The 20,916-nt window shown below is 59.5% G+C and carries 14 protein-coding genes and 1 pseudogene; 12 read left to right on the top strand and 3 right to left on the bottom strand.

Annotated elements, in window-relative coordinates:
* The first annotated feature begins 31 nt into the window (after positions 1-31).
* Positions 32-4,165, top strand: coding sequence for a CheR family methyltransferase (locus SB753_RS23785; RefSeq protein WP_410802118.1), 4,134 nt, complete (start codon positions 32-34; stop codon positions 4,163-4,165).
* A 476-nt stretch (positions 4,166-4,641) separates the two neighbouring features.
* Positions 4,642-4,980, top strand: a complete 339-nt coding sequence (locus SB753_RS23780; protein ID WP_408486045.1) for a response regulator — start codon at positions 4,642-4,644, stop codon at positions 4,978-4,980.
* Positions 4,981-5,096: 116 nt separating this feature from the next.
* Here the strand turns inward: SB753_RS23780 and SB753_RS23775 are convergent.
* Positions 5,097-6,258, bottom strand: a pseudogene (locus SB753_RS23775) (IS30 family transposase).
* A 709-nt stretch (positions 6,259-6,967) separates the two neighbouring features.
* Here SB753_RS23775 and SB753_RS23770 point away from each other — a divergent pair.
* The 9 genes from SB753_RS23770 to SB753_RS23730 all read left to right on the top strand — a co-directional run bounded on the left by SB753_RS23770 (position 6,968) and on the right by SB753_RS23730 (position 14,687).
* On the top strand, positions 6,968-7,267 hold the full coding sequence (locus tag SB753_RS23770) for a hypothetical protein (protein ID WP_408490981.1): 300 nt from the start codon (positions 6,968-6,970) through the stop codon (positions 7,265-7,267).
* A 1,114-nt stretch (positions 7,268-8,381) separates the two neighbouring features.
* Positions 8,382-8,729 carry a hypothetical protein gene (locus SB753_RS23765; protein WP_408414565.1) on the top strand — a complete coding sequence of 116 codons (348 nt, stop codon included), beginning with the start codon at positions 8,382-8,384 and terminating at the stop codon, positions 8,727-8,729.
* 90 nt (positions 8,730-8,819) lie between these two features.
* Positions 8,820-9,389, top strand: a complete 570-nt coding sequence (locus tag SB753_RS23760; RefSeq protein ID WP_408414562.1) for a YSC84-related protein — start codon at positions 8,820-8,822, stop codon at positions 9,387-9,389.
* Positions 9,390-9,547: 158 nt separating this feature from the next.
* Positions 9,548-10,837 (top strand): LssY C-terminal domain-containing protein, encoded by a 1,290-nt coding sequence (locus SB753_RS23755; RefSeq protein WP_410802133.1) that lies wholly within the window; start codon positions 9,548-9,550, stop codon positions 10,835-10,837.
* The gene (locus SB753_RS23750) at positions 10,834-12,087 is read left to right on the top strand and encodes an LssY C-terminal domain-containing protein (protein WP_408490983.1); all 1,254 of its coding nucleotides are present in this window, start codon (positions 10,834-10,836) and stop codon (positions 12,085-12,087) included. The genes SB753_RS23755 and SB753_RS23750 overlap by 4 nt, the downstream gene beginning before the upstream one ends.
* Positions 12,074-13,228 carry a hypothetical protein gene (locus SB753_RS23745; protein WP_410802115.1) on the top strand — a complete coding sequence of 385 codons (1,155 nt, stop codon included), beginning with the start codon at positions 12,074-12,076 and terminating at the stop codon, positions 13,226-13,228. Before SB753_RS23750 ends, SB753_RS23745 begins: the two co-directional genes overlap by 14 nt.
* 366 nt (positions 13,229-13,594) lie before the next feature.
* Positions 13,595-13,867 (top strand): hypothetical protein, encoded by a 273-nt coding sequence (locus SB753_RS23740; protein WP_410802113.1) that lies wholly within the window; start codon positions 13,595-13,597, stop codon positions 13,865-13,867.
* A gap of 43 nt (positions 13,868-13,910) precedes the next feature.
* Positions 13,911-14,324, top strand: a complete 414-nt coding sequence (locus tag SB753_RS23735) for a type II toxin-antitoxin system HicB family antitoxin (RefSeq protein WP_408414550.1) — start codon at positions 13,911-13,913, stop codon at positions 14,322-14,324.
* A 156-nt stretch (positions 14,325-14,480) separates the two neighbouring features.
* Entirely contained in the window at positions 14,481-14,687 is a 207-nt protein-coding gene (locus SB753_RS23730; RefSeq protein WP_408490989.1) for a hypothetical protein, read from the top strand.
* 709 nt (positions 14,688-15,396) lie between these two features.
* On the opposite strand, the gene SB753_RS23725 is transcribed toward SB753_RS23730, so the two are convergent.
* On the bottom strand, positions 15,397-15,579 hold the full coding sequence (locus SB753_RS23725) for a hypothetical protein (RefSeq protein ID WP_410802111.1): 183 nt from the start codon (positions 15,577-15,579) through the stop codon (positions 15,397-15,399).
* 820 nt (positions 15,580-16,399) lie between these two features.
* Positions 16,400-16,687 carry a DUF1488 domain-containing protein gene (locus tag SB753_RS23720; RefSeq protein ID WP_408414541.1) on the bottom strand — a complete coding sequence of 96 codons (288 nt, stop codon included), beginning with the start codon at positions 16,685-16,687 and terminating at the stop codon, positions 16,400-16,402.
* Between the two features lie 582 nt (positions 16,688-17,269).
* Between SB753_RS23720 and SB753_RS23715 the strand changes: the two genes are divergently transcribed.
* Complete coding sequence (locus SB753_RS23715) at positions 17,270-20,893, top strand: CheR family methyltransferase (protein WP_410802109.1); 3,624 nt, start codon at positions 17,270-17,272, stop codon at positions 20,891-20,893.
* Positions 20,894-20,916 lie beyond the last annotated feature (23 nt).

The following is a 20,916-nucleotide window of genomic DNA, read 5'->3' as shown; positions in this document are numbered from 1 at the left end:
TGTCGATACTTACTCAAGGTTGTCTTGTCAGATGGAAAAATCAGATCGTGCTGCGGGCGACCAGACGGCAGCGCTTCGCAAAGCTTCTGCGCTCGACTTTCCGATCGTCGGCATCGGTGCATCGGCCGGCGGCGTTCAGGCCCTCATCCGATTCTTTGAACACATGCCGCGGGACCCAGGCATGGCGTTCGTGGTTGTTCTTCATCTTTCACCTTCTCACGAAAGCCAGGCCGACAACGTTCTGCGGCGCGTCACACGGCTGCCGGTCCAGCAGGTGACCGAGGCCACACCGATCGAGAAAAACCACGTCTATCTGATTTCTCCGGCGACTGCGCTCTCGATGACCGATGGCTATCTGTCCGTCACACCATCCGGGCGGGGGCGAAGCGGGCCTGTCGCGATCGACCTGTTTTTTCGCAGCCTCGCAGAAGCACACGGCGAGCGTGCGATCAGCGTCGTCCTGTCAGGCACTGGCAGCGACGGCGCAGTCGGCATCGGCCGTATCAAGGAATGCGGTGGGATTACGCTGGCCCAGTCGCCGGAGGACGCCGAGTACGCAGAGATGCCGGCCAACGCCATGGCAACCGGGCAGGTCGACATTGTGCTGCCGGTGGTCGACATCCCGCAGAAGCTGATCGAATTGAGCGGGAACGCCCGTTCGATAACGCTGCCCGACGCCGACGCCGACATGAGCGGGACGGCGGCGCGAAAGGCCGAAGGCGGCACGGTTTCGGCAGAACACGCGCTGCAACACATACTCAAGGCGCTGCGCGTCCGGACTGGTCATGACTTCCAGCACTACAAGCGCGCGACCGTATTGAGGCGGATCGAGCGCCGATTGCAAGTCAACAGCCTGCCGGACCTGCCTGCCTATCAGCGCTTTGTCGAAACCCATCCAGACGAAACAGGCGCGCTGCTTCGCGACATGCTGATCGGCGTGACGAACTTTTTCCGTGACCGTGAGGCGTTCGAGGCGGTCGAGCGCGAAGTGGTTCCGGCCATCATCGGCACGAAGGCGGAGGGTGAGTCCGTTCGCGCATGGGTGGCTGGCTGTTCTACGGGCGAAGAAGCTTACTCGCTCGCCATGCTGTTCAGCGAGGGCAAGACAGAGGGCACCGAGTTACCGAAGCTGCAGATCTTTGCAACGGACCTCGATCAGCAGGCGATAGAAGTCGCGCGCACCGGCAGCTACCCTGAATCCATTCTGACCGACGTTGCGCCCGCGCGCCTGCGGCGTTTCTTTGCGCTGGAGCGCGGCCGATTTGTGATCAACAAGGCGCTGCGGGAAAGCGTTCTGTTCGCGCCTCACAACGTGCTGCGCGATCCGCCGTTTTCTCACCTCGATCTCGTATCGTGCCGCAACCTGTTGATCTATCTCGACCGGAGCGTACAACGGCAGGTGTTCGAAACCTTCCACTTCGCGCTCCAGCCGGGTGGCTTCTTGTTCCTGGGAACCTCCGAGTCGGTTGACATCGCGGACGATCTTTTCAGCACGGTCGACAAGAAAAACCGCATTTATCGGGCAAGAGCATTAGCCACGAAGGTCCCGTCGATCTCGTCGCCGGCTGTGACCGGCAATCAGGCCCCCGCGCCGCGCCCGTTCGCGCCGGCACCTATGCGCGACCCCGCAAGCCTGACTTTTGCGACTCTTCATCAGCAGGCGATCGAACGGTACGCACCGCCCAGCGTGTTGATCGACCGTAACGCGGAGATCCTGCACATGTCCGACGACGTCGGGCGTTTCCTGCGCTATGTCGGTGGTGAGCCCTCGCACAATCTGCTCACACTCATTAACCCGGATCTGGGGCTTGAATTGCGCACTGCGCTTTTTCAGGCACTGCAAAACGGCAGGAGCGTCGATGCCGAGCGGGTGCGGTTCTCGCACGGCGCCACTCATTCCTACGTGAACATGACGGTTCGTCCGTTCAACGACGCGACGAACTCGGCGGTGTACTGTACGGTTTTCTTCGATGAAGTCGAGGAGACGACCCGCCCCGACGAAGCAAAGCAGACAAACGCCGATCAGAATCCGCTCGTCGCACATCTTGAGAGCGAATTACATCGCACCAAGGAACTCCTGCGACTGAGCATTGAGCAATCCAATGCGTCGAACGAGGAATTAAAGGCTTCGAACGAAGAACTTCAGGCCATCAACGAAGAGATGCGTTCCGCGACCGAGGAACTTGAAACGAGCAAGGAAGAGCTGCAGTCGGTCAACGAGGAACTTGTCACCGTCAACGGTACGCTTCAGGCAAAGGTTGAAGAAACCGCGAAGGCCAACGACGACTTGCAAAACCTCATAGCGTCGACGGGCATCGCCACGATTTTCGTCGACAGCGAGATGCGCATCACGCGATATACCGCGCCCGCCGTCGGATTGTTCAACCTGATCGAAACGGACATTGGCCGTTCGCTGTTCGACCTGACGCATCGCCTGATCTATCCGGAGCTGGCCGCCGACGCGAGCGCTACTTTCCAAAGCCTGCAGATCACGCAACGCGAGGTCAGCACGACAAGCGGTGAATGGTACCTGGTTCGGCTGCTGCCATACCGGACCGGCGAAGACCGCATCGACGGCGCGGTGCTGACGCTGATCGATATCACCGAGCGGCGCGTTGCCCAGCAGGAGGTTCGTCAGGGAGAGGAGCGCCTCAAGCTTGCCGCACTCGCTACCGACGACTATGCGATCATCGTCCAGGATCTGGACGGCAGGATCGTGACCTGGAACAGGGGCGCGCAGCGCGTGTTCGGTTATGACGAACGGGAAGTACTGGGCAAGCCCATCGATCTAATCTTCACGCCGGAGGATCGCGCTCAAAATGTCGCAGTTCGGGAACGCGAGACCGCAAAGACGATCGGTCGGGCGGAAGACGAACGATGGCATCAACGCAAAGATGGCCGAAGGATCTACTGCAGTGGGGTGATGACCACAGTCACCAGCGAGGGCTTCACCGGATTGGCCAAGATCGTCCGCGACATGACCGACAGGAAGAGCGTGGAGAGTCAGCAGCAGATGCAACTCGAGCTGGAGCGGGCGACGCGTGCGCAGGCCGAATCCGTCAATCGCCAGAAGGACGAGTTCTTCGCCGTACTCTCGCACGAACTCAAGAATCCGCTGAACCTCATCCATGTGAAGGCGGAACTGCTCAGTCGTGCGCCCGATGCAAGGAATATCCCTCTGGTCCAGGATGCGGCTCAGGCCATCCAGCGCTCTGTAATCAGTCAGGCAAAGATTATCGACGATCTTCTTGACCTCTCCCGCGTGCGCACCGGGAAACTCGCCCTGAATTTCGCCGATGTGGACCTGGCGGCCGTAGTTCGCTCTGTAACGGAAGCCTGCACCACGGATGCGGAAAATGGCGGCATCGCGTTGAGTACCTCCCGGACCGACACTGCACTGGTCATTCAGGCTGATTCCGTACGTGTCGAACAGATGCTATGGAATCTCGTTCGCAACGCGCTCAAGTTCACACCTCGTGGGGGCAGTGTCAGGGTTGCTCTGTCCGAAGATAATCGTTTCGCCTGCATTGAAGTGAAAGACACGGGCAAAGGCATTGCGCCAGAGTTCCTGTCCAAGGTCTTCGACATGTTCAGTCAGGCAGAGGGAAGCGTCAAGCGCGATAGCAGCGGACTCGGGATTGGGCTGTCGCTTACAAAGCAACTGGCGGAAATGCATGGCGGAAGGATCGAAGCGGAATCTGCCGGGATCGGTCGGGGAGCGTGTTTTCGTTTGCGGTTACCAAAGCGTTCGCCTCTTGCGATGCGCTCGAACTCGCCTGCTGTTGCCGACGCCGGCATCCTTAAGGGACTCAGGGTGCTGCTGGTCGACGATTCGATCGAAGGCCTTGAGGCGCTTGGCGCGCTGCTCGAAATCGAAGGCGCGCAGGTCACCGTCGAGTCCAGCGCGCAAAAGGCACTGGCCCTGGCCGTGGACCGCCAATTCGATCTGATCCTCTCGGACATCGCCATGCCAGGCATGAGCGGGTATGACCTGATCGAGGCGCTGCGCAAGCAATCGAATATGGCCAAGGTTCCTGCCATCGCGTTGACAGGCTTCGGACGTGAGCAGGATGCTGCGCGAGCGCTGCGCGCCGGGTTCGATGCGCATCTCGGCAAACCGGTAACCTTGAATGCGTTACTGCATGTTATCGGCGCGATCATGTAACTGCTATGGCAGGTGGGTACCTCGACAGAGTGCTGTTTGAACTGTATCTATCTCAGATACCGTTTAACTGGCGTGCCCGCCGAATGACCGTTCGGCCGAACTGAAGGGACATCCGGGCCGCCGGGCGGGGAACCGCAGTAACGGGTCGGATTGTGTCAGCCCGCTCTTAGAATTTACCGCGGGAAAGCGGCCAGTGGAATTCCGCTTCCCGGAAGCGGCCAGTCGACAGTGCGTACTCCCGACCGATCTCGGCCGTTCTCAATCATTGGCATGCGGCGTCCGCAACCGCGATAAGAGCTGACGTTCACGCCATGCTGCTGGGTAGCCGCGCGCCGACCAAGTAAAAGCAGACGTCGCAGGGATATGAAATGTCTCGCCAGCGGCCTGCCGCGATGGGCGCGTCATAGCCCAGTGGCCCGCCGCCATTAGCTAAATGCAAGAATATTGCTAAATTGGTCGCGCAGTCGCGAACAATCGTGCTTGTCGAAGACGATGACGGCTTGCGAAGCGCGCTACAGCGCCTGCTGAAGCTCGCCGTGTTCAACCCGCTTGTTTATAACAGCGCCGAAGCACTGAAGGCTGCAAACGTCATCGATCAAGCGTGGTGTCTAGTTCTGGATGTTCAGTTGCCTGGCGTTTCCGGGCCGACAATGTATGAGCAACTTCCGGAACCACGTCCTCCGGTCGTCTTTATCACTTCGCACGACAACCTGATCACCCGGCGAGCGGTCGAGATTGCTGGCGGAGAACTTCTCGTTAAAGCCTTTGCGGGAACCCGCCTACTCGACGTTACAGCTATGGCATGTAAGAACTAGCGCGTTGGAAGCCACTACCGGCGCAGCGGTTAAATCACGAGTGCCTTGCCATCTTCATTTGTCGAAAATTCAAGGCTTCGCTGACGACAGCGAACGGCCGCTTGTGAGGGGCGGATTCAACCGGTGGATGCAATAGTTTGCTGGAATCGCTCGGCTGGCGTCTCGTAGTCCAGTGTCTTTCGCGGGCGCTCATTCAATCGTCGTGCCACAGCGTTAAGTTTCGCCTGTGAATACACTGACAGGTCGGTGCCCTTCGGGAAATACTGTCTTAACAGTCCATTCGTATTTTCGTTCGAGCCACGCTGCCATGGATGCTGGGGGTCGCAGAAGTAGACAGCGATGTCAGTGGCGACGGTGAAGCGTTTGTGCCCAGCCATCTCCGTTTTCCGATCCCATGTCAGCGATTTGTAGAGTTCCTGCGGCAATTTGCTGGCATGTTTGATGAGCGCATTGATGACCGTTTCGCTGTCCTTGCTGGCTATCTTCACCAGCATAACGTAACGTGTCTGGCGCTCGACGAGCGTCGAAAATCTGGCTGCTCCCGCTCCCGCACAGAAGATCGCCTTCCCAGTGTCCCGGTACCGCGCGGTCTTCAACTGTGGCTGGACGTTCGCTGATTGACACCGTGTCGCGAATCCTGCCGTGGTCGTCCGTCTTCTGCGTGGGATGGCGCGAACGGCGCATGGCCCGGGTGCGCCGCAAATGTTCCAGCAGCTCCTTCTTCAAGGCGCCACGGGCCTGGATGAAGAGACTGCGATAGATGGTCTCGTGGGACACGTGGTAGTCCTCGTTGTCTGGGTACGCACGCTTGAGCCATCCGGCAATCTGCTGCGGTGACCACTGCAACTGGAGCTTGCCTGCCACAATGTGCGCCAGTGTTCGGTGCTCAACCAGTTTACAGGCTTTGGGACGCTGTGCCCGATCCCAGGCAAGCTGGTCGGCGTGGCTTGCCCGGTAGCCATCTGGTCCGCTGTTACGCTTGATTTCCCGGCATATCGTGGAGGGAGCCCGATCCAGTCGCAGGGCGATCGACTGGATCGAGTCGTCAGCCGCAAGCGCCCGCGATATCTCTTCGCGCTCAGCCAGCGTCAACGCCAATCTCGATCGATGCCTCTGCGGTGGTTGGATCCCGCCTGTCTCAGCCAGAATCCCTTGTACTGACGAGTGGTTCCGGTCAAAAAGCTGGGCGATACGCTGAAGAGATTCTCCTTTCCGCCAACGTTCCCACATCAGCGCTTTCTGCTTCTCGCTGTAATAAATCCGGCGTCGCTGTTTCATCTGCAACACTCCCACTGCTTGCGCAGTCTTCAGTGTGTTGCATTCACCGGTTGAACCCGCCAGGCCATCGCCGTCGTTTCGCATCCGGACATGAAGTCAGTCCGCACAAAAAGGCCCGCAAAAGCGGGCCCTGAAAGCCGCGAGTCACGGTTGCAAAGACGGAGTGATCCGTGAGCGGTCGACGCGCGTCAGCCACGCATTCGCGTCAACTGTCAGTATAGGTCGCGTTTCCCGCACGTGCGGAAAACTCCGTCCCCGATCGCGAGACAGGTAAACGCATTACCGTCGCCTTCGCGCGCCGGGAAGCCGCCGAGCAGGGCGGCCAAGTGTGCAATGCGACACCGAAGTGTCCCCTGCTAGTAGCTCCTGAAGTCCGATCGCGAAGCTGCAAGCGCCCGGAGCACAGGTTCGAGATCGACCGGCCGAACAGCGCAAGGGGGCGTGGCGGAAAAAACTTGTAGCGGCGACCATTCGGCGGTTGGGAGACCCGACAGGTCTCGCTTAAGTCCTCGCATTGCGAACACGAACAACGTCATGATGTGCGGAGCGGCAATGTACGATCGACGCCGAGGTATTCACTCGGACAAAGAAGGCGGCTGTCGATCACTATCTGAATCATGATTGCTGTGCTGCCGAAACCTTGAGCAGTTCTGGATATCCGGGGCGTGGAACGCTTGTAGCGTGGGTTGCAGAACTCCGCCCAGGAACCGTGAAGCGCATTGTGGCAAAGCTTGGAGAAACAGGCCGACCTCATTTCGCTGCATTGTCCTTTCACACCGACGACACACCACGTCACCATTTCGTGAACGCTCGCACGCGCGAAGCGGGGCGTAATACTTATCAACTCGATCCGAGTGGGCTTGCACGACATCAAGGCTGCGATCCACGCGGCGGGCTTGGAACAGAACTGTACGAACGGAAGGGCAACCTCTTCCTTCGCGCCCTCTCAAGGGAGATCATCACGATGACCTTTTTCAGCGCCTGGTGTCGTTCGTCAACGAAATTGTGACCGGGCATCAGGCGTAACTGCCGCACGGGGCACTGACGACGACGTGCGAGACGACGCTGGGAAGCGTCTCGGTGTTCAAACAATCGAACTTCACACAACGAGGCGAAGATCCAGTTTCCGGGTACCGGCAGTTTCGAATACCAGTTTTCACAGCCGGCATGGCGAGCGTAGGACCAAGGTCCTATTGGCCGGATGCATCGGCTGGCTAAGCTTGCAGAAAGCGAGCGGAAGAAGCGATGAGCTGCTAGCGACTCGCACGTTGTATTTGCGTCGGAGTCATAATCATTGAAACGGCTTCGCGATGACCACTGCGTTGCGTCCTAGCGTGACTAACCTCCGCGGCTTTCGAACATTGCCGCGCGGCGTTTCGGCTGGCAGACGCGTAGCCAATCCGCAGTCGAAACGAGCCAGCCATTCGCATCGGGAAGGGCGACATGTGAGCCTGCAACGTTATCAAACGGAGTGATCCCGTGGAATTTGTCGTCTTACTTGCAATCTTTTTGACATCGAGCGGGTTTCTTATAGCGGCTCCGCGTACGTCGGGACCGCCTGCCGCCATGGCGGTGCTAACGCCGCCTGTCGTCGGCTCTATCGAGGGTAGCCGGGTCGCCTTGCCACCGCCCTCTGACTTGGCCGCGGCGGTGACTCTACCCGGCACCGGTGGTCCGGAGCCGGCCAGTGCGCGGTGACTCAAGGATTCAGGGGAATGCCTGCAGCCTCGCTACACTGCGAGGCCCCAGCTGGTGGCGCACGCGGAGATGCAAAGCTGGGCTAATGAGATTGCTACGATAAACCTGTAGGAAACTTTGTTGAGGAAACACCTGGCGAAAGCAGGTAGTTTGCTGAATTGATTGCCGGCCCACACGGCATCGGACCAAGGTCCTATACCTGTCGGCATGCGCCAGGCCTATCCTTAACCACAGGTACGTTTGTTATGGGGTTGCCTGGACAACGTCGAAGGACATATTGCCGCTGCCGTCCTTTCGGCCGGTTCGCCGTTACCTTCGATATTGAGCCCGCTTGGTCACATCTCTCAAAGCCGACACGGTTTCCGCCGCCACTTACGGTTCGACGCGCTGTCGGTTGGCAGAGCGAAATCAACCCGAGGTTAACAATGAAACTGTTATCGCTTCTTGTCGTGACTGTCGCTGTGTCAGCCTGTGCAAGTCAACCTATACCGCCGGGCGCCCAATCGGTGGGAGAAAGCCAACGGTCAGTCGCTGCAGTTGCGCAATGCATCGCTAAGAAATGGGCCGACCGGTCGCAACAGCAAGTCATATCGCAGGTGATTGTGGCGAACGACCAGGCGATGGACGTCTATGTGCCAGGTCAGCAGCCTCCGAGCGGTGCAGCCGCCGTGGTGCGGCCATCGTGGACGGGTAATAGCAAAACATCCGTCGGCTTCCGTACAGGTAGCGGGGGAGGCAGCAATGCCATTGGAGATATAGGAGGCTGCCTTTAGGCGGCGCGTCACTCCGATGCCGGGTGGGTATGCATCGCAATCTCAGGTGTGTCAGGCGCAAGTCTGGCGTACTTCAATGAGGGACCTCTCATGAACCGTCGCACCTTCGTTTCGGTCAGTGCGATCGCACTGGCCAGCCCGCTCGCTGCTTGCAGCACGACCTCCACTCCGACGGAAGCTGCCAACAAGCGTTATGAAATCGACGACGGCGTCGATGGAGCCCTCAAGAAGCTATATAGTTCGACGCCGGGCGCTCAAGCGCAGGCCGGCAAGGCCAAGGGCATTCTTGTCTTTCCGTCAGTGCTCGCGGCAGGCCTGGTGGTCGGTGGCGAGTATGGCGAAGGCGCGCTTCGCCAGGGTGGAACGTCCGTCGGCTATTACAAGACCAGTACCGCCTCGTTTGGCTTGCAGATCGGAGCCCAGTCCAAGGCGGTGATCCTGATGTTCATGACCCAGGGCGCGCTCGACACATTCCGGACCAGCGACAAGGGCTGGACAGCCGGCGTGGATGGTTCGGTAGCGGTGGCGAAGACCGGCGCTAACGGTGTACTCGACACCGCGACGACCAATTCTCCGATCGTCGGTTTTGTGCTGACAAACTCCGGCCTGATGGCCAACCTCAGCTTCGAAGGCACGAAGGTCAGCAAGCTGGGCATCTGAAACTGGCAGGGTAGAGCGTGAGTAACGAGGCGTCCCTTCCAGAACCCGCGCACTCACTAAGATGACCAGGAGCTGTAATGCGCTTGCCCAAACAAGCACTTATACGAATTCGGTAACGGGAACGCCGCCCCGGGTCGCGGCAAACGGGTGACGCGATGATGGACCGCATCGTGAATCGACTGCTGACTACAGTTGTCAGCGCCTTCATGCTGTGCGGTTGCGCTATTACGCTGCCGGGCGCCGAACAACTCAGCTATCAAAGCCGCGCCGTCACGCGTACCGAGGGCGGGCTCCATGTTTCCGCTTCGGTGCTTTCGGCCGAAGAGAGCGAGAGCGTTTATGGCGTGCCGCTCGCGAAAAAGGGCATTCAGCCGGTGTGGATCGAGGTGCGAAACGACGACACGTCCAGCTATTTTTTGATGTCGCCGGGCCTCGATCCCAACTTTTTCCCCGCATCGGAAGCGGCCGAAGCGTTCGCCAGCGGCGAATCGTTGGTGACAGGCGATGAAATCGAGCGCCGCTTTCGCGGACTGGCCTTCCGCAATCCGGTGCTGCCGGCCCACACCGCGTACGGTTATATCCTAACCAATCTCTCCGAGGGCGCCAAGCTCATTCAGCTTGATCTTGTCGCGAGCGGTCGGGCACAGACCTTCTCATTCCTGATCGTGGTGCCCGGCTTCTACGCCGATTACCACGTTAGCGCGGTGTTCCGCCGGGAAATCTATCCGCCCGGGAAGATCGTCGACTACACCGGCGATAGCGCATTGCGCGCCGCGCTCGAATCGCTTCCCTGCTGCGCGACCAGCGAAGACGGCGCGACGAACGGCGATCCGCTCAATCTCGTCATCGTGGGCGGTCTTGACGACGCATTTCCCGCGCTCGTTAGACGTGGCTGGAGTCCCACCGAACAGAAATGGTCCGGCTCGATCATGAAGACCGTCACGTCCGCGTTTTCCGGCGAGCGCTACGTCAATGCACCTGTGAGCGATCTCTATCTGTTCGGGCGGGCGCAGGACCTGGCATTGCAGAAAGCCCGCGACACCATCCACCAGCGCAATCACTTGCGGCTCTGGCTTTCCCCGATGCGCTACCGTGGCAAGCCCGTGTGGGTCGGTCAGATCAGCCGGGATATCGGCGTGCGTCTGACATTTCACTCGCCCACGCTGACCACGCATAAGATCGACCCCGACGTGGACGAGGCGCGTACCGCGCTGACCGAGGACATGGCCTATTCGCAGAACTTGCAGAAGATCGGCTTCGTGAAAGGGGTCGGCGCCGCCCGGCAAACCGCACCTGGCCAGAATCTGACCACTGACCCTTACTACACCGACGGCTATCGCCAGGTCCTCGTGTTTGACCGGCAGCCCACCTCGCTCTCGGGCATCGAATTTTTTCCATGGGAGTCTATTGCAAAGTTCAATGCCGTGCCTGAAGGGGCAGATCAATGAACGAATTGCCGCCGCTTCAGTACGCGTTGAAGCGCGTTGCCGCCAGCGTGTTCCTCCTGCTCACCTTCCTCGGCTGCGCGACTTGGACCGCGCCCGTCAGCACCGACGATGCGCCACTCCGTCAGCGGGCGGTGAGTGATACCCAGCACGGCGTTCGCGTAAGCGTGGCGGTGCTAGGCGCCGACGACAGCAGGCGCGTGATTGGCGCCGACATCGGCAGGAACAACATTCAGCCGCTCTGGATCGAAGTCGAGAATCATACGCCGCAAGCGTTATGGTTGCTGCATTCCGGAACCGACCCGGACTACTTTTCGCCACTGGAAGTCGCATGGTCCATGCACACGCTCCTCGGAGGTGCGACGAACGCAGACATCGACAGCCATCTGAACAAGCTCGGATTCAGAAACCCCGTCCCGTCTGGGGAAACGCGCAGCGGCTTTCTTTTCGCCAACCCTGACCGGCAGATCAAGCTCGTCAACATCGATCTTTTCGCAAGTAGAACACTGATTCCTTTCTCACTGTTTCTACCTGTACCGGACGACGCCGCCGACCCGCGTTTCGCGCTCACTCCATTCCAGTATCAGCAGGCGGCTTTCACCGACTATCACGACCTCGCGTCGTTGCGGGACGCGCTCGAACGGATGCCGCGCTGCGCGACGAGCGAGCACGGCGAGACGGCAGCCGATCCTCTGAACGTGATCGTAATCGGCAAACTCGGAGACATCGGCGCCGCTATGGTGCGCCGTGGCTATCGTCGGGAGATGCGGAAAAGCGACTATTCGCAGTGGCTCTTCGGACGCACGCCCGACGTCGTCCTGCGCAAGCAGGCGCAAGCCGGTGCGTTGTCGACTTCATTGCGCGCATGGCTCGCGCCCGTTCGCTTCAATGGCGACCCTGTGTATGTAGCGCAAGCCGGACGTCCTCTCGGGGGCCGCTTCGCGCATCACGGTATGGCGGATGACACGCTTCATGATGACGTCGACGAGGCGAGGAACTTCCTCGTCCAGGACATGATGTATTCGGGCGGTCTGGACAAGCTCGGTTTTGTGTATGGCGTCGGTCAATCGCCACAGGCACACCCGCGGACAACGTTGAACGGCGCGCCGTATTACACCGACGGACTACGCGCCGTGATGTTCTTTGCCACCCGCCCGCTTAGTTTTGCGAACGTGGAAATGCTCAAGTGGGTACCATACCTGGAGGAGCGCGAGTCCTCCACGAACCGGGAGGGTGGCGATGCTGGCAAGTAAGGCGGTCTGCCAGAAACGAAGCGGCGCCGTGCTCCAGCGCGTTGCGCACCGGCGTGCATGGATCAACCGCCGCATCCACGGCGCGGCGTTCGCGGCCATCCTTGTGCTGGCGGCATGCTCAACGAAGCCGCTGATTCCCTACTCGGCAGATACGCCGCCGCTCGCTCTCGTCGAGGTATCGCAGGCCGGCGTTCAGGACAAGCGGGCGCGCTTTCGCGAGATCTACTGTGCGGTGCTCGAAGCGCGCGGTCCAGCGCTGCCTGACTACCGTCCTTGCGAAGACGCTCTCACACGGGTGGGGGCCGAACCTGCCGGCACCGGTGCGCCTGTCGATCTTGCACAATCGGGACGCCACCTCATCGCGGCAGTGGTTCCCGGCATCGGATATGACTGCTTCAAGCCGTGGCTGAATCACCCGAACACCGTCGCTCAACACCTTCGGCGATACGGTTACGACGCGATCATGCTCGACGTGGACGGGCTGTCGGGATCGGCGAACAACGCACGCCAGATCCGCGACGCCGTGATGGCGATGCAGGAGCCCATGGGCGCAGCACGACTGGTGCTGATCGGCTACTCGAAGGGCGCAGCCGATATTCTCGAGGCCGTCGTCGCGTATCCGGAGATCCGCAGCCGCGTGGCGGCCGTCGTCAGTGCGGCGGGAGCGGTTGGAGGATCGCCGCTTGCCAACGACGCGGAGCAATATGAGGCGGACATGCTGCGGCACTTTCCGGGTGCGGCTTGCCACTCGGGAGACGGTGGCGCTGTGGAAAGCCTGCGACCGACGACACGCAGGGCGTGGATGGCGAAAAATCCGCTTCCGCGTGACCTGAAGTACTACTCGCTTGTGACCTTTCCGCAGCCGGAGCGCATCTCGAGTATCCTCAAATCCAGCTATGAGAAACTCTCACGAATCGACGCACGAAACGACAGCCAGGTGATCTTCTACGATCAGGTTGTGCCCGACAGCGTTTTAATGGGTTACGTCAATGCAGATCACTGGGCACTGGCCGTGCCTGTCGCTCGAACACACACGACGATCGCATCGTTGTTCGTCACGCAAAATGCCTACCCCCGCGAGGCACTGACAGAGGCGATTCTGCGTTTCGTGGAAGAAGATATTGCAAGCCCCGAAATGTAAGGGCAGTACGCTTTATGCAATACCGCCATCAACGTACTTGTTGTGATGCGACAGTTTTTCAGGGGCGCGGTATCCGGCGCAATCGCTGACGATCTGAACGGCCTGGCCCGCCGCGGCACCCGATATCGCGCAGGTAATAGCGATGCGCGGCCCGCGTGCAAGCGCGGAACGATGTCGCGCATGAGCAGGCCGTCTCGGCGAAGCCGACACGACGCAAGCTTTCCACTTTCACCACGTCAAGATTTAGTTTGCTTTTCGACGGTCTTGAGCGCATGGTGAAGAGGTCTGGATGTACCTGACCGTTCTTTTCGCATCCGGACAGGTGTCGGTTCATGACGGTCAGTATCGCTTAAGGAGCGCGCCATCATGACCATCCCGACTATCGAATATAAAGAATACGAGCTACGTGCGTACTCTCACCAGATATTCCCCCTGCATCGTGATCCGTATGCCAAAGGACCCAGGCAGTTCTCATCGTTCGTACGGACAGACACCATTCCGTCCAACGAAGTCAAGGCCCGGCGCTATGCAACGTTGTTCGATGCGGTGAGTCCCGCCACCGTGGGCACCGCCATCGACCACGCGATGCAATACGGCAAAGACATCGTCGATGGCAAGATTAAGGTGACCGAACTATGACATTCCGAATGCGAATCAGTCCGCAAATAAAGGGGGGCAGGTCATGCAATATCCGCTTTATGTGCACCGTGATGGATTTGCCGGCTTTCACGCCAGTTTTCCCGATCTTCCCCGAGCAGTTGCGCGCGGCCATTCGTTCGATGAACTCAAACGCAACGCGCAAGAGGTTGTCGAACTGATGTATGACCGCAGCGAGCAACTCATACCCGCTCCCACCTGCAGTACATCGGAATTGCAATCGCTCGACATGGACGATGGGCAAGGGCTCTGGATCTTCATCGAGATCAATCTGACGCGGGTTACCTCGAAAGCCGTGAGCGTTCAATTCAGTCTGCCTGAGAGTCTGATGCAGAGAGTAGATGCTGCAACAAAAGAGCGACACTCGACGCGCTCTACGTTCTTTACCATGGCTGCTATACACGAACTCGGAACCGGGGGCGAAGGGCAATCCTCCTAGACGCTGGTTTCTTCCCCTGGCTGTCGCGGACGGCTTACATGCCACGAGCGCGTCGGCATTCAAAACCCGACCTTACGATGTGTCGCGTCGTCCCGCCTATCGGGGGCGACGCCAACCGCTTATTGTTCAACCAGTTTTGCATAGCAGGAGTGCATCATGATTGATGACCAGGTAAATGCCGAAGAACTGGCAGAAAGCAGGAAGCAGAGAGAAGCTGCGGCGAATGCGACGGATGATGGCATGCCGGCGGCCCCCGAAAATGAAAAGCGGGTCGTCGACGGGACTCCGTACAGACGGCCGCGGCAATGGGTGAGGCACGCAAGAAAATTGCTGGGTGCTGGAAGCGGCTTTATGCGACCCTGAACGTCGGTAACTCGTTAGGCAGCTAGTGTTCCGCCCTCAGCGGCGGATGTGGAAGAATCGGCGCGAAGCGTCAGTTTTTTTCCGGTGGTGCGTGAGGCCGCGCGCGTAAAGCTACCAATGGCTTGTGTGACAAGTTTGGGTCGCCCCACAGCCTGAACGATAGTGCGCAGACATGCCAGCCCGGCCGATACAGAGCTGATCGGTGACACCGAATCACCTTTTCAAGGATCCTGATGTCGCGCTACCAATTCGAAGGAGACCTTACGCATCTCGAGCGGATCGTTCCGTTACTATTGCACGGAAGTCCCTTCGCGCTAGCGTACTGGCGGCGTCGCGTTTCATCGCTGTCGCCGCAGCATGGTCTGGTTCCCGACGGAACCAGGCGCGTAACCCGACTGCTTGAGATATTCGATGAAGTCGAGCGCGCATTGATATCGGGCAAGGCCACCGCCCGACGGTCAGCGCGACGAACCGCAACGCGTTGACGTCCCCCCGCTCACGGCGTCTTCAAATCCGGCAACAGGAGCTCGACTTCCCGCTTCATCACAGTGCAGCACTCGCAGAGATGCCTGAGGTAGCGGGAGGCTGCCGTGACGCCTCTCAAAACCGCGTAGACGCGTTGCGTCGAATGGTGCAAGAGTGGCGGGATGGGCTGCTCCCGATGGCGGTCGAAGTGAATTTCCGCCCGCATCGCATCGACGAGGCTCTATCACTCTTTCCCCCCACCGTTGAATTGCGGCGAACTCTCCGAGCGGGGAAAGCAGTGCGCCGCGTCGGCCTCCGTCCCTTCTATCGCCATTTCGCCGCCGGCCTGGTCCTGCGCCTTCTGCTTCTGCCTGTGCCGCGCTGCCACGGCTTCATCGTGCGACCTGCCTGCGTAATTCATGATCATTTCGCCGCTCCTCCAAACAGTAGTCTTTGCAACGTGCCATTTGCCCAGCGCGTGTCAATTCTGGAGCGACAACCCTAATTGCTTCCGTAATCTGTCCAATACATGGTTCTCGCCCATCCAACGGATCTCGCGCTTGCGCAGAAGGCTGCACCTGTACCGCTGCAGCGACACGCCGAACATCAGCGCCAGCCCGATCGCTATTCCCCACATTGCGTACGTCATATCGTCCTTTGCATCTTTTCTCGCTTACATCAGGCGAAGACCGCACGATAGACAAAGAGCACGCGCGGCCCCGGGTTTCGAAATAATCATGTTGAACCACTCAGTGCTCATGCGCAGCCACTCCGTGGTCCGATGCGCGTCTAGCCGACGGATAACCGCTCGTCCTTGCGTTCTCGCCTGTCCCGGGCCGCGGTAAATATCGCGACCCGCAGCAGTACCACGATCCCCGCTACAAGACCGATCATGGACTGGTTCATGGCACCCTCTTTGGAGGTACACACATGCTTATATTTTTAGGTGACCAGAGAAATCGCAGGAGCCATTTTCATGCAACGCTCCCGGTTTCGTGCGACCGAGCAGCTTCATTGTGCGAGACAGGCTTTCCGACCGTTCGCCGTCAGGCGAACATCGCTGGCCTCTCTGGTGGCGGCCGCTGGCGCGACATTCGCTACCTTGCCCTTGAACGCAGCACAGGCGGTGGTGGCACCCCTGATCGCCGCCAGAAGCCAACCGGCGTCGCCCCCTTTAAAGGTGTATAGGTGCTCCACGAAGCCGGGAACTGACAGATCAGGAAGCATTGTGCCGACAGAGCTGTAGCTCATGAGATCGAATAACGATTCTGTGGCCCGGCGACATACTGCCTCTTTGCGATTTCCAGAACCTTTTCACGGAACTCGTCGTAGGCGCCAAGCACCGAGCGCTCGTCGGATCCAAGACCTGGCTTCAGATTTCTGAGCATCGCGTGGCCAACCATGAAGGTGATTTCACGCGAACTGTCGTTCCCCCAGAAACACACGCAGCGCCGGGAGGCATCGTAGCTACGGCTGGGGTTGGGAAAGTTAAGCACCGCGATCAGCTTTTCTCGTACACGCCCGAGTAGCGCCACTTAGTGGCGTTGGAGTCAATCTTGGCGTAACTGGCGCGCCTCTTTTCCGCTCTCGCAGCGTCAGCAGCGTCGAGTAAGTGGGCACGTGCCCTGCGTTCTGCGGCGTCCGGACTCTCGCTGCGAATTGCACCCGACGTACGCTTAATTTGCGATTGCATGATGGCTTCCTGAAGCTGTAGGCCACGAATGAGCACCCAGTCTCCCCACTGTATACCCTTTAGCTCGCAATGACGTCTTTATCTACCTGGACTAGCTGACGCTGAGTTTTGGGTGCATGAAGCGATGACTTGATGCATGCTTACGGAGCGGTTGGATGATTCCGCTCAACAGTTAGCGCATCGCTCACAACGAGCATGCGTACCGGTTGCCCAAGCGATTCCTGGGCTGACCTATCGGTGGGAAAAACGGGACAGCACGTGCGGTACGTCCAAACTCAGTACGCATCTGTTAGTCCATCACTTACTGTTCGGCGAACTGACGCCGAATTGCAAATACGGAAAGCAGAAATTCTTTTCTGCCCCAACTTGGTTGACGCGACATGATAGGCCTTAGACTGACGGCCCCGCAGCCTCCGGCGGCGCCGTGAATAATTTCACTGACCGTTCCACTGCGCCGGGTTCGACAGTGCCGCCCCGAATTGTCGCCATTGGTGCGTCGGCAGGTGCGCTTCACGCGCTGAGCGCATTTTTCAAGGCGGCTTGCGCAATTCCGGGCGACGTCACGTTTGTGATCGTCGTCCATCTGGCACCAGGCTTCGAGAGCCACCTGCCGGAGTTGCTGGCCACCGACACACCTTTGCCGGTGACGGCCATCGAGGACGGCGTTACCCTGCGTGCAGGGCATGTTTATGTGATCCCGCCGAAGGTGTCTGCCTTCATCGAGCAGGGCGCATTTCGGCTGCGGCCAGCGGTTGATCGCCCGGCGATCCCCATGCCGATCGATCAGTTCTTCGTCTCGCTGGCCGCCGACCAGCACGAGCGCGCCATCGGGATTGTGCTCACGGGGGCGAACGCGGACGGCTCTGCTGGCGTGAGGGCGATCAAAGCCGGAGGCGGCATGGTAATGGCCCAAGCGCCTGCAACGGCCGAACACGGTGCAATGCCCGCCCATGCGATCGCAACGGGGCTGGTGGATTACGTGCTTCCGGTCGAAAACTTGGCCGCCGCGCTGTTCGATTACATCGCACGATCCACGGACGGGATACCAGAGGCCAGCGTTGATACGGTGCGGCCGGTCGATCTCGAGCCGGTGCTCCGGGCACTTGCAGCTTCGGGATCGGACTTCAGGGGCTACAAGCAGGGGACACTTCGGCGTCGCATTGCACGCCGTATGGCAGTCAACCGGATTGATAGCCTGGACGAGTACTGCGACATCCTGAAAGGCTCAGTCGAGGAGGCGCAGGCACTTAGCCTTGACATGATGATCGGCGTCACCGAGTTCTTTCGTGATCCTGACGCATGGAGAGCCCTAACCGAACGCGTTTTGTTGACTCTCGTCGAGGAGCCGGACAGCGAGCAGCCCATTCGGGTATGGGTGCCCGGATGCGCGACGGGCGAAGAGGCCTATTCGGTGGCGATGCTGCTGACGGAGGAGATTGAGAAGCGCGGGGCGGCGCGACCATTCATGATCTTTGCCTCAGACGTCAATCGCTTGGCGCTGCGTCGGGCGCGGCAGGGCGTGTATCCAGCCAGTGCTGGCTCAGCGGTTGGCGAAGCGCGGCTTGCGCGATTCTTCCAGGCGCACAATGATGGATACCAGATCAGGCAGGAACTTCGCGAAACCATACTGTTCACGCCGCAAAATCTGATCGCTGATCCCCCTTTCTCACGTGTCGATCTGATCAGTTGCCGGAACCTGCTGATCTATCTGGAGCCTGACGCCCAGCAGCGGGTGTTTGAATTATTTCACTTCGCGCTTAATCCGAAGCGCTTCCTTTTTCTTGGCCGCTCGGAGAGTACCGATCCAGACTCTACGCAGTTCGAGCAGGTTTCGCGAGCCTGGCGCATCTATCAGCGCACCCCGGTTCTAACCCGGGCACCCGCTGGCTACCGGTTTTCCACAAAAGCTACACGCGAGGAGTCGCCGCCCGCGAGCCGCGTCGGCACCCGTAACAAAGGCTACGCCGAGCTCGTGAACGCCACGCTACTCGAAGTGCATCATGCCGCATCGGTACTGATCAATTCTGCGCACCAGGTACTCTACCTGAGCGGCGCGACGGATGAATATTTGACGCAACCGGCAGGTGAGCCAACCAGCAACATTCTCGATATGGCGCGCGAAGGGCTGCGCCTTAAACTGCGCATCGCATTGCGCCGGGCAACCCAGCATCAGCCCGGCTCGCCGGTCAGCGAGGTCGTTGCGGACTGGGCAGCGGGCGCTGTGAAAATCACGGTGACGCAGCCGTTCAACACGACGCATGCCGGCAAAGCATTGCTTGTTCTTTTTGCCCGGCTGCCGACAGTTGAGCGGCCTGTGGCCCAGGTTCCTTCCGGTGCGGACTCCGACCTCTGGCACCTCGAGAACGAGCTTCGTACAACGCAGATGGAACTCGGTAGCACGATTGCGGAGCTGGAAGAGAGCAATAGCGAATTGCGGGTGTCAAACGAAGAAATCCTCTCGATGAATGAAGAATTGCGTTCCGCGAACGAAGAACTCGAAACGTCGAAAGAGGAGCTGCAGGCCGTCAATGAGCAGCTCAATAACGCCAATTCCCAGCTTGAGCAAAAGGTCCGTCAGACCGAGGCGCTCAACGCAGACCTCACAAATCTGTTTGCTTGCATCGAGATCGCGACGCTGCTTCTCGACAGCGACGGTCTTGTCAGGCGGTTTACGCCTAGCGCGGCGAGGCTTCTAGGTCTTGCGCCGTCTGACATCGGACGCAGGATAGTGGAGATTGTTGGGAACCTGCTCGGCGAAAATTTGCCAGCAGAGGTCGACCGGATACTTGCAGGCGTGCAACAGCAGTCAGAGAATGAAATCGAAACCGCGACCGCCGAATGGTATGTGCGCCGCGTTACGCCCTATATTGCGATTCGCGGAACGACAACCGCAGGCGTCGTGGTGACGTGGACCAATATCACCCACGTCAAAGTGCCTGACGAACGCGCCCGACGGCTGGCCGCGGTGGTTCAGGATTCGAACGACGCGGTGACGGTATTCGACCGCAAAGGCCGCTTTCTTGCCTGGAACAGGGCCGCAAGCGGAATGTATGGCTACAGCGAAGCGGAAGCCTTACGCATGACGGTCTCCGATCTGGTACCAGCTGGCGCGAGGCAGGATCACCTCGACTTTATCCGGCATGCCGAACACGATGAGGCGGCGCATTCCTATGAGACGCAACGCGTTACGAAAGATGGACGGGTCCTCGATATCTGGTTGACGCTGTCTGTCCTGTCTGACGACAGGGGCAAGGCCTTTGCGGTCGCATCGACTGAGCGCGACCTCGTCAATCGCAGTGTGAGCAATGCCCATCTTCGCGAGCACGCCGAACAGGTTGCGGTCGCTGAGCGGCGAAAGAACGAGTTTCTGGCCACGCTCGGCCATGAGTTGCGCAATCCCCTTGTGGAGCTGGTCTCCGCCGGCAATCTGCTCGTCTCGGAGACGGTCGCACCTTCCCAGAAGGAGTGGGCCGCCGCGGTCGTAAAGCGGCAGAGTCGCGCGATGATGCGTCTTGTGAACGACATGCTCGATATTTCGCGGATAACAAACGGAACCCTCGAGTTGGAGCGGCAGAGGGTTCCAATCGAAACGATTATCCGCCATGTCGTCGAACTTTCCGCGCCCGTCGTCGATGAACACGGTCATACGTTTTCCGTATCCTTGCCGGCACAATCCCTCTGGCTGGATGCGGACCCGGCGCGCCTGTCGCAGGTTATCGAACATATGGTAACAAACGCCGCGAAGTCCACGGCCCCGGGCGGGGCCATACACCTGGTAGCAACCAGGATGGCCCAGCGGCTCCTGCTCAGCGTCACTGCCCATGGGACAGGTATTCGATCTTCAACGCACCCGAATCTTTTTGACATGCTGGTCCAGACAACTGCGGCCGACCGTCCGTGCGAAAGTGGCCTGGCTGTCGGGTTGTCCGTCGTTCAGAGACTGGTCGAACTCCACGGTGGCTCAATCCGAGCCACCAACGACGGCAGTGAACTGATTGTGGATCTGCCACTCGGCCCCGGACCCAGCGTCGGGCAGCAAGGTGAGTGACGGGTCGGTGAACTTCCGCAGCG

Origin of the sequence: Paraburkholderia sp. SIMBA_053, from assembly GCF_046534895.1 — a bacterium.
GTDB classification, from domain to species: Bacteria; Pseudomonadota; Gammaproteobacteria; order Burkholderiales; family Burkholderiaceae; genus Paraburkholderia; species Paraburkholderia caledonica.
The sequence above is the reverse complement of the archived record's forward strand: the minus strand, read 5'-3'. Positions and strand labels throughout refer to the sequence as shown.

Bases quoted from the DNA above. Each gene is read 5' to 3' on its own strand.
- SB753_RS23785 (WP_410802118.1), top strand. From the start codon at position 32: ATGGAAAAATCAGATCGTGCTGCGGGCGACCAGACGGCAGCGCTTCGC.
- SB753_RS23765 (WP_408414565.1), top strand. From the start codon at position 8,382: ATGAAACTGTTATCGCTTCTTGTCGTGACTGTCGCTGTGTCAGCCTGT.
- SB753_RS23760 (WP_408414562.1), top strand. From the start codon at position 8,820: ATGAACCGTCGCACCTTCGTTTCGGTCAGTGCGATCGCACTGGCCAGC.
- SB753_RS23755 (WP_410802133.1), top strand. From the start codon at position 9,548: ATGGACCGCATCGTGAATCGACTGCTGACTACAGTTGTCAGCGCCTTC.
- SB753_RS23750 (WP_408490983.1), top strand. From the start codon at position 10,834: ATGAACGAATTGCCGCCGCTTCAGTACGCGTTGAAGCGCGTTGCCGCC.
- SB753_RS23745 (WP_410802115.1), top strand. From the start codon at position 12,074: ATGCTGGCAAGTAAGGCGGTCTGCCAGAAACGAAGCGGCGCCGTGCTC.
- SB753_RS23740 (WP_410802113.1), top strand. From the start codon at position 13,595: ATGACCATCCCGACTATCGAATATAAAGAATACGAGCTACGTGCGTAC.
- SB753_RS23735 (WP_408414550.1), top strand. From the start codon at position 13,911: ATGCAATATCCGCTTTATGTGCACCGTGATGGATTTGCCGGCTTTCAC.
- SB753_RS23730 (WP_408490989.1), top strand. From the start codon at position 14,481: ATGATTGATGACCAGGTAAATGCCGAAGAACTGGCAGAAAGCAGGAAG.
- SB753_RS23725 (WP_410802111.1), bottom strand. From the start codon at position 15,579: ATGATCATGAATTACGCAGGCAGGTCGCACGATGAAGCCGTGGCAGCG.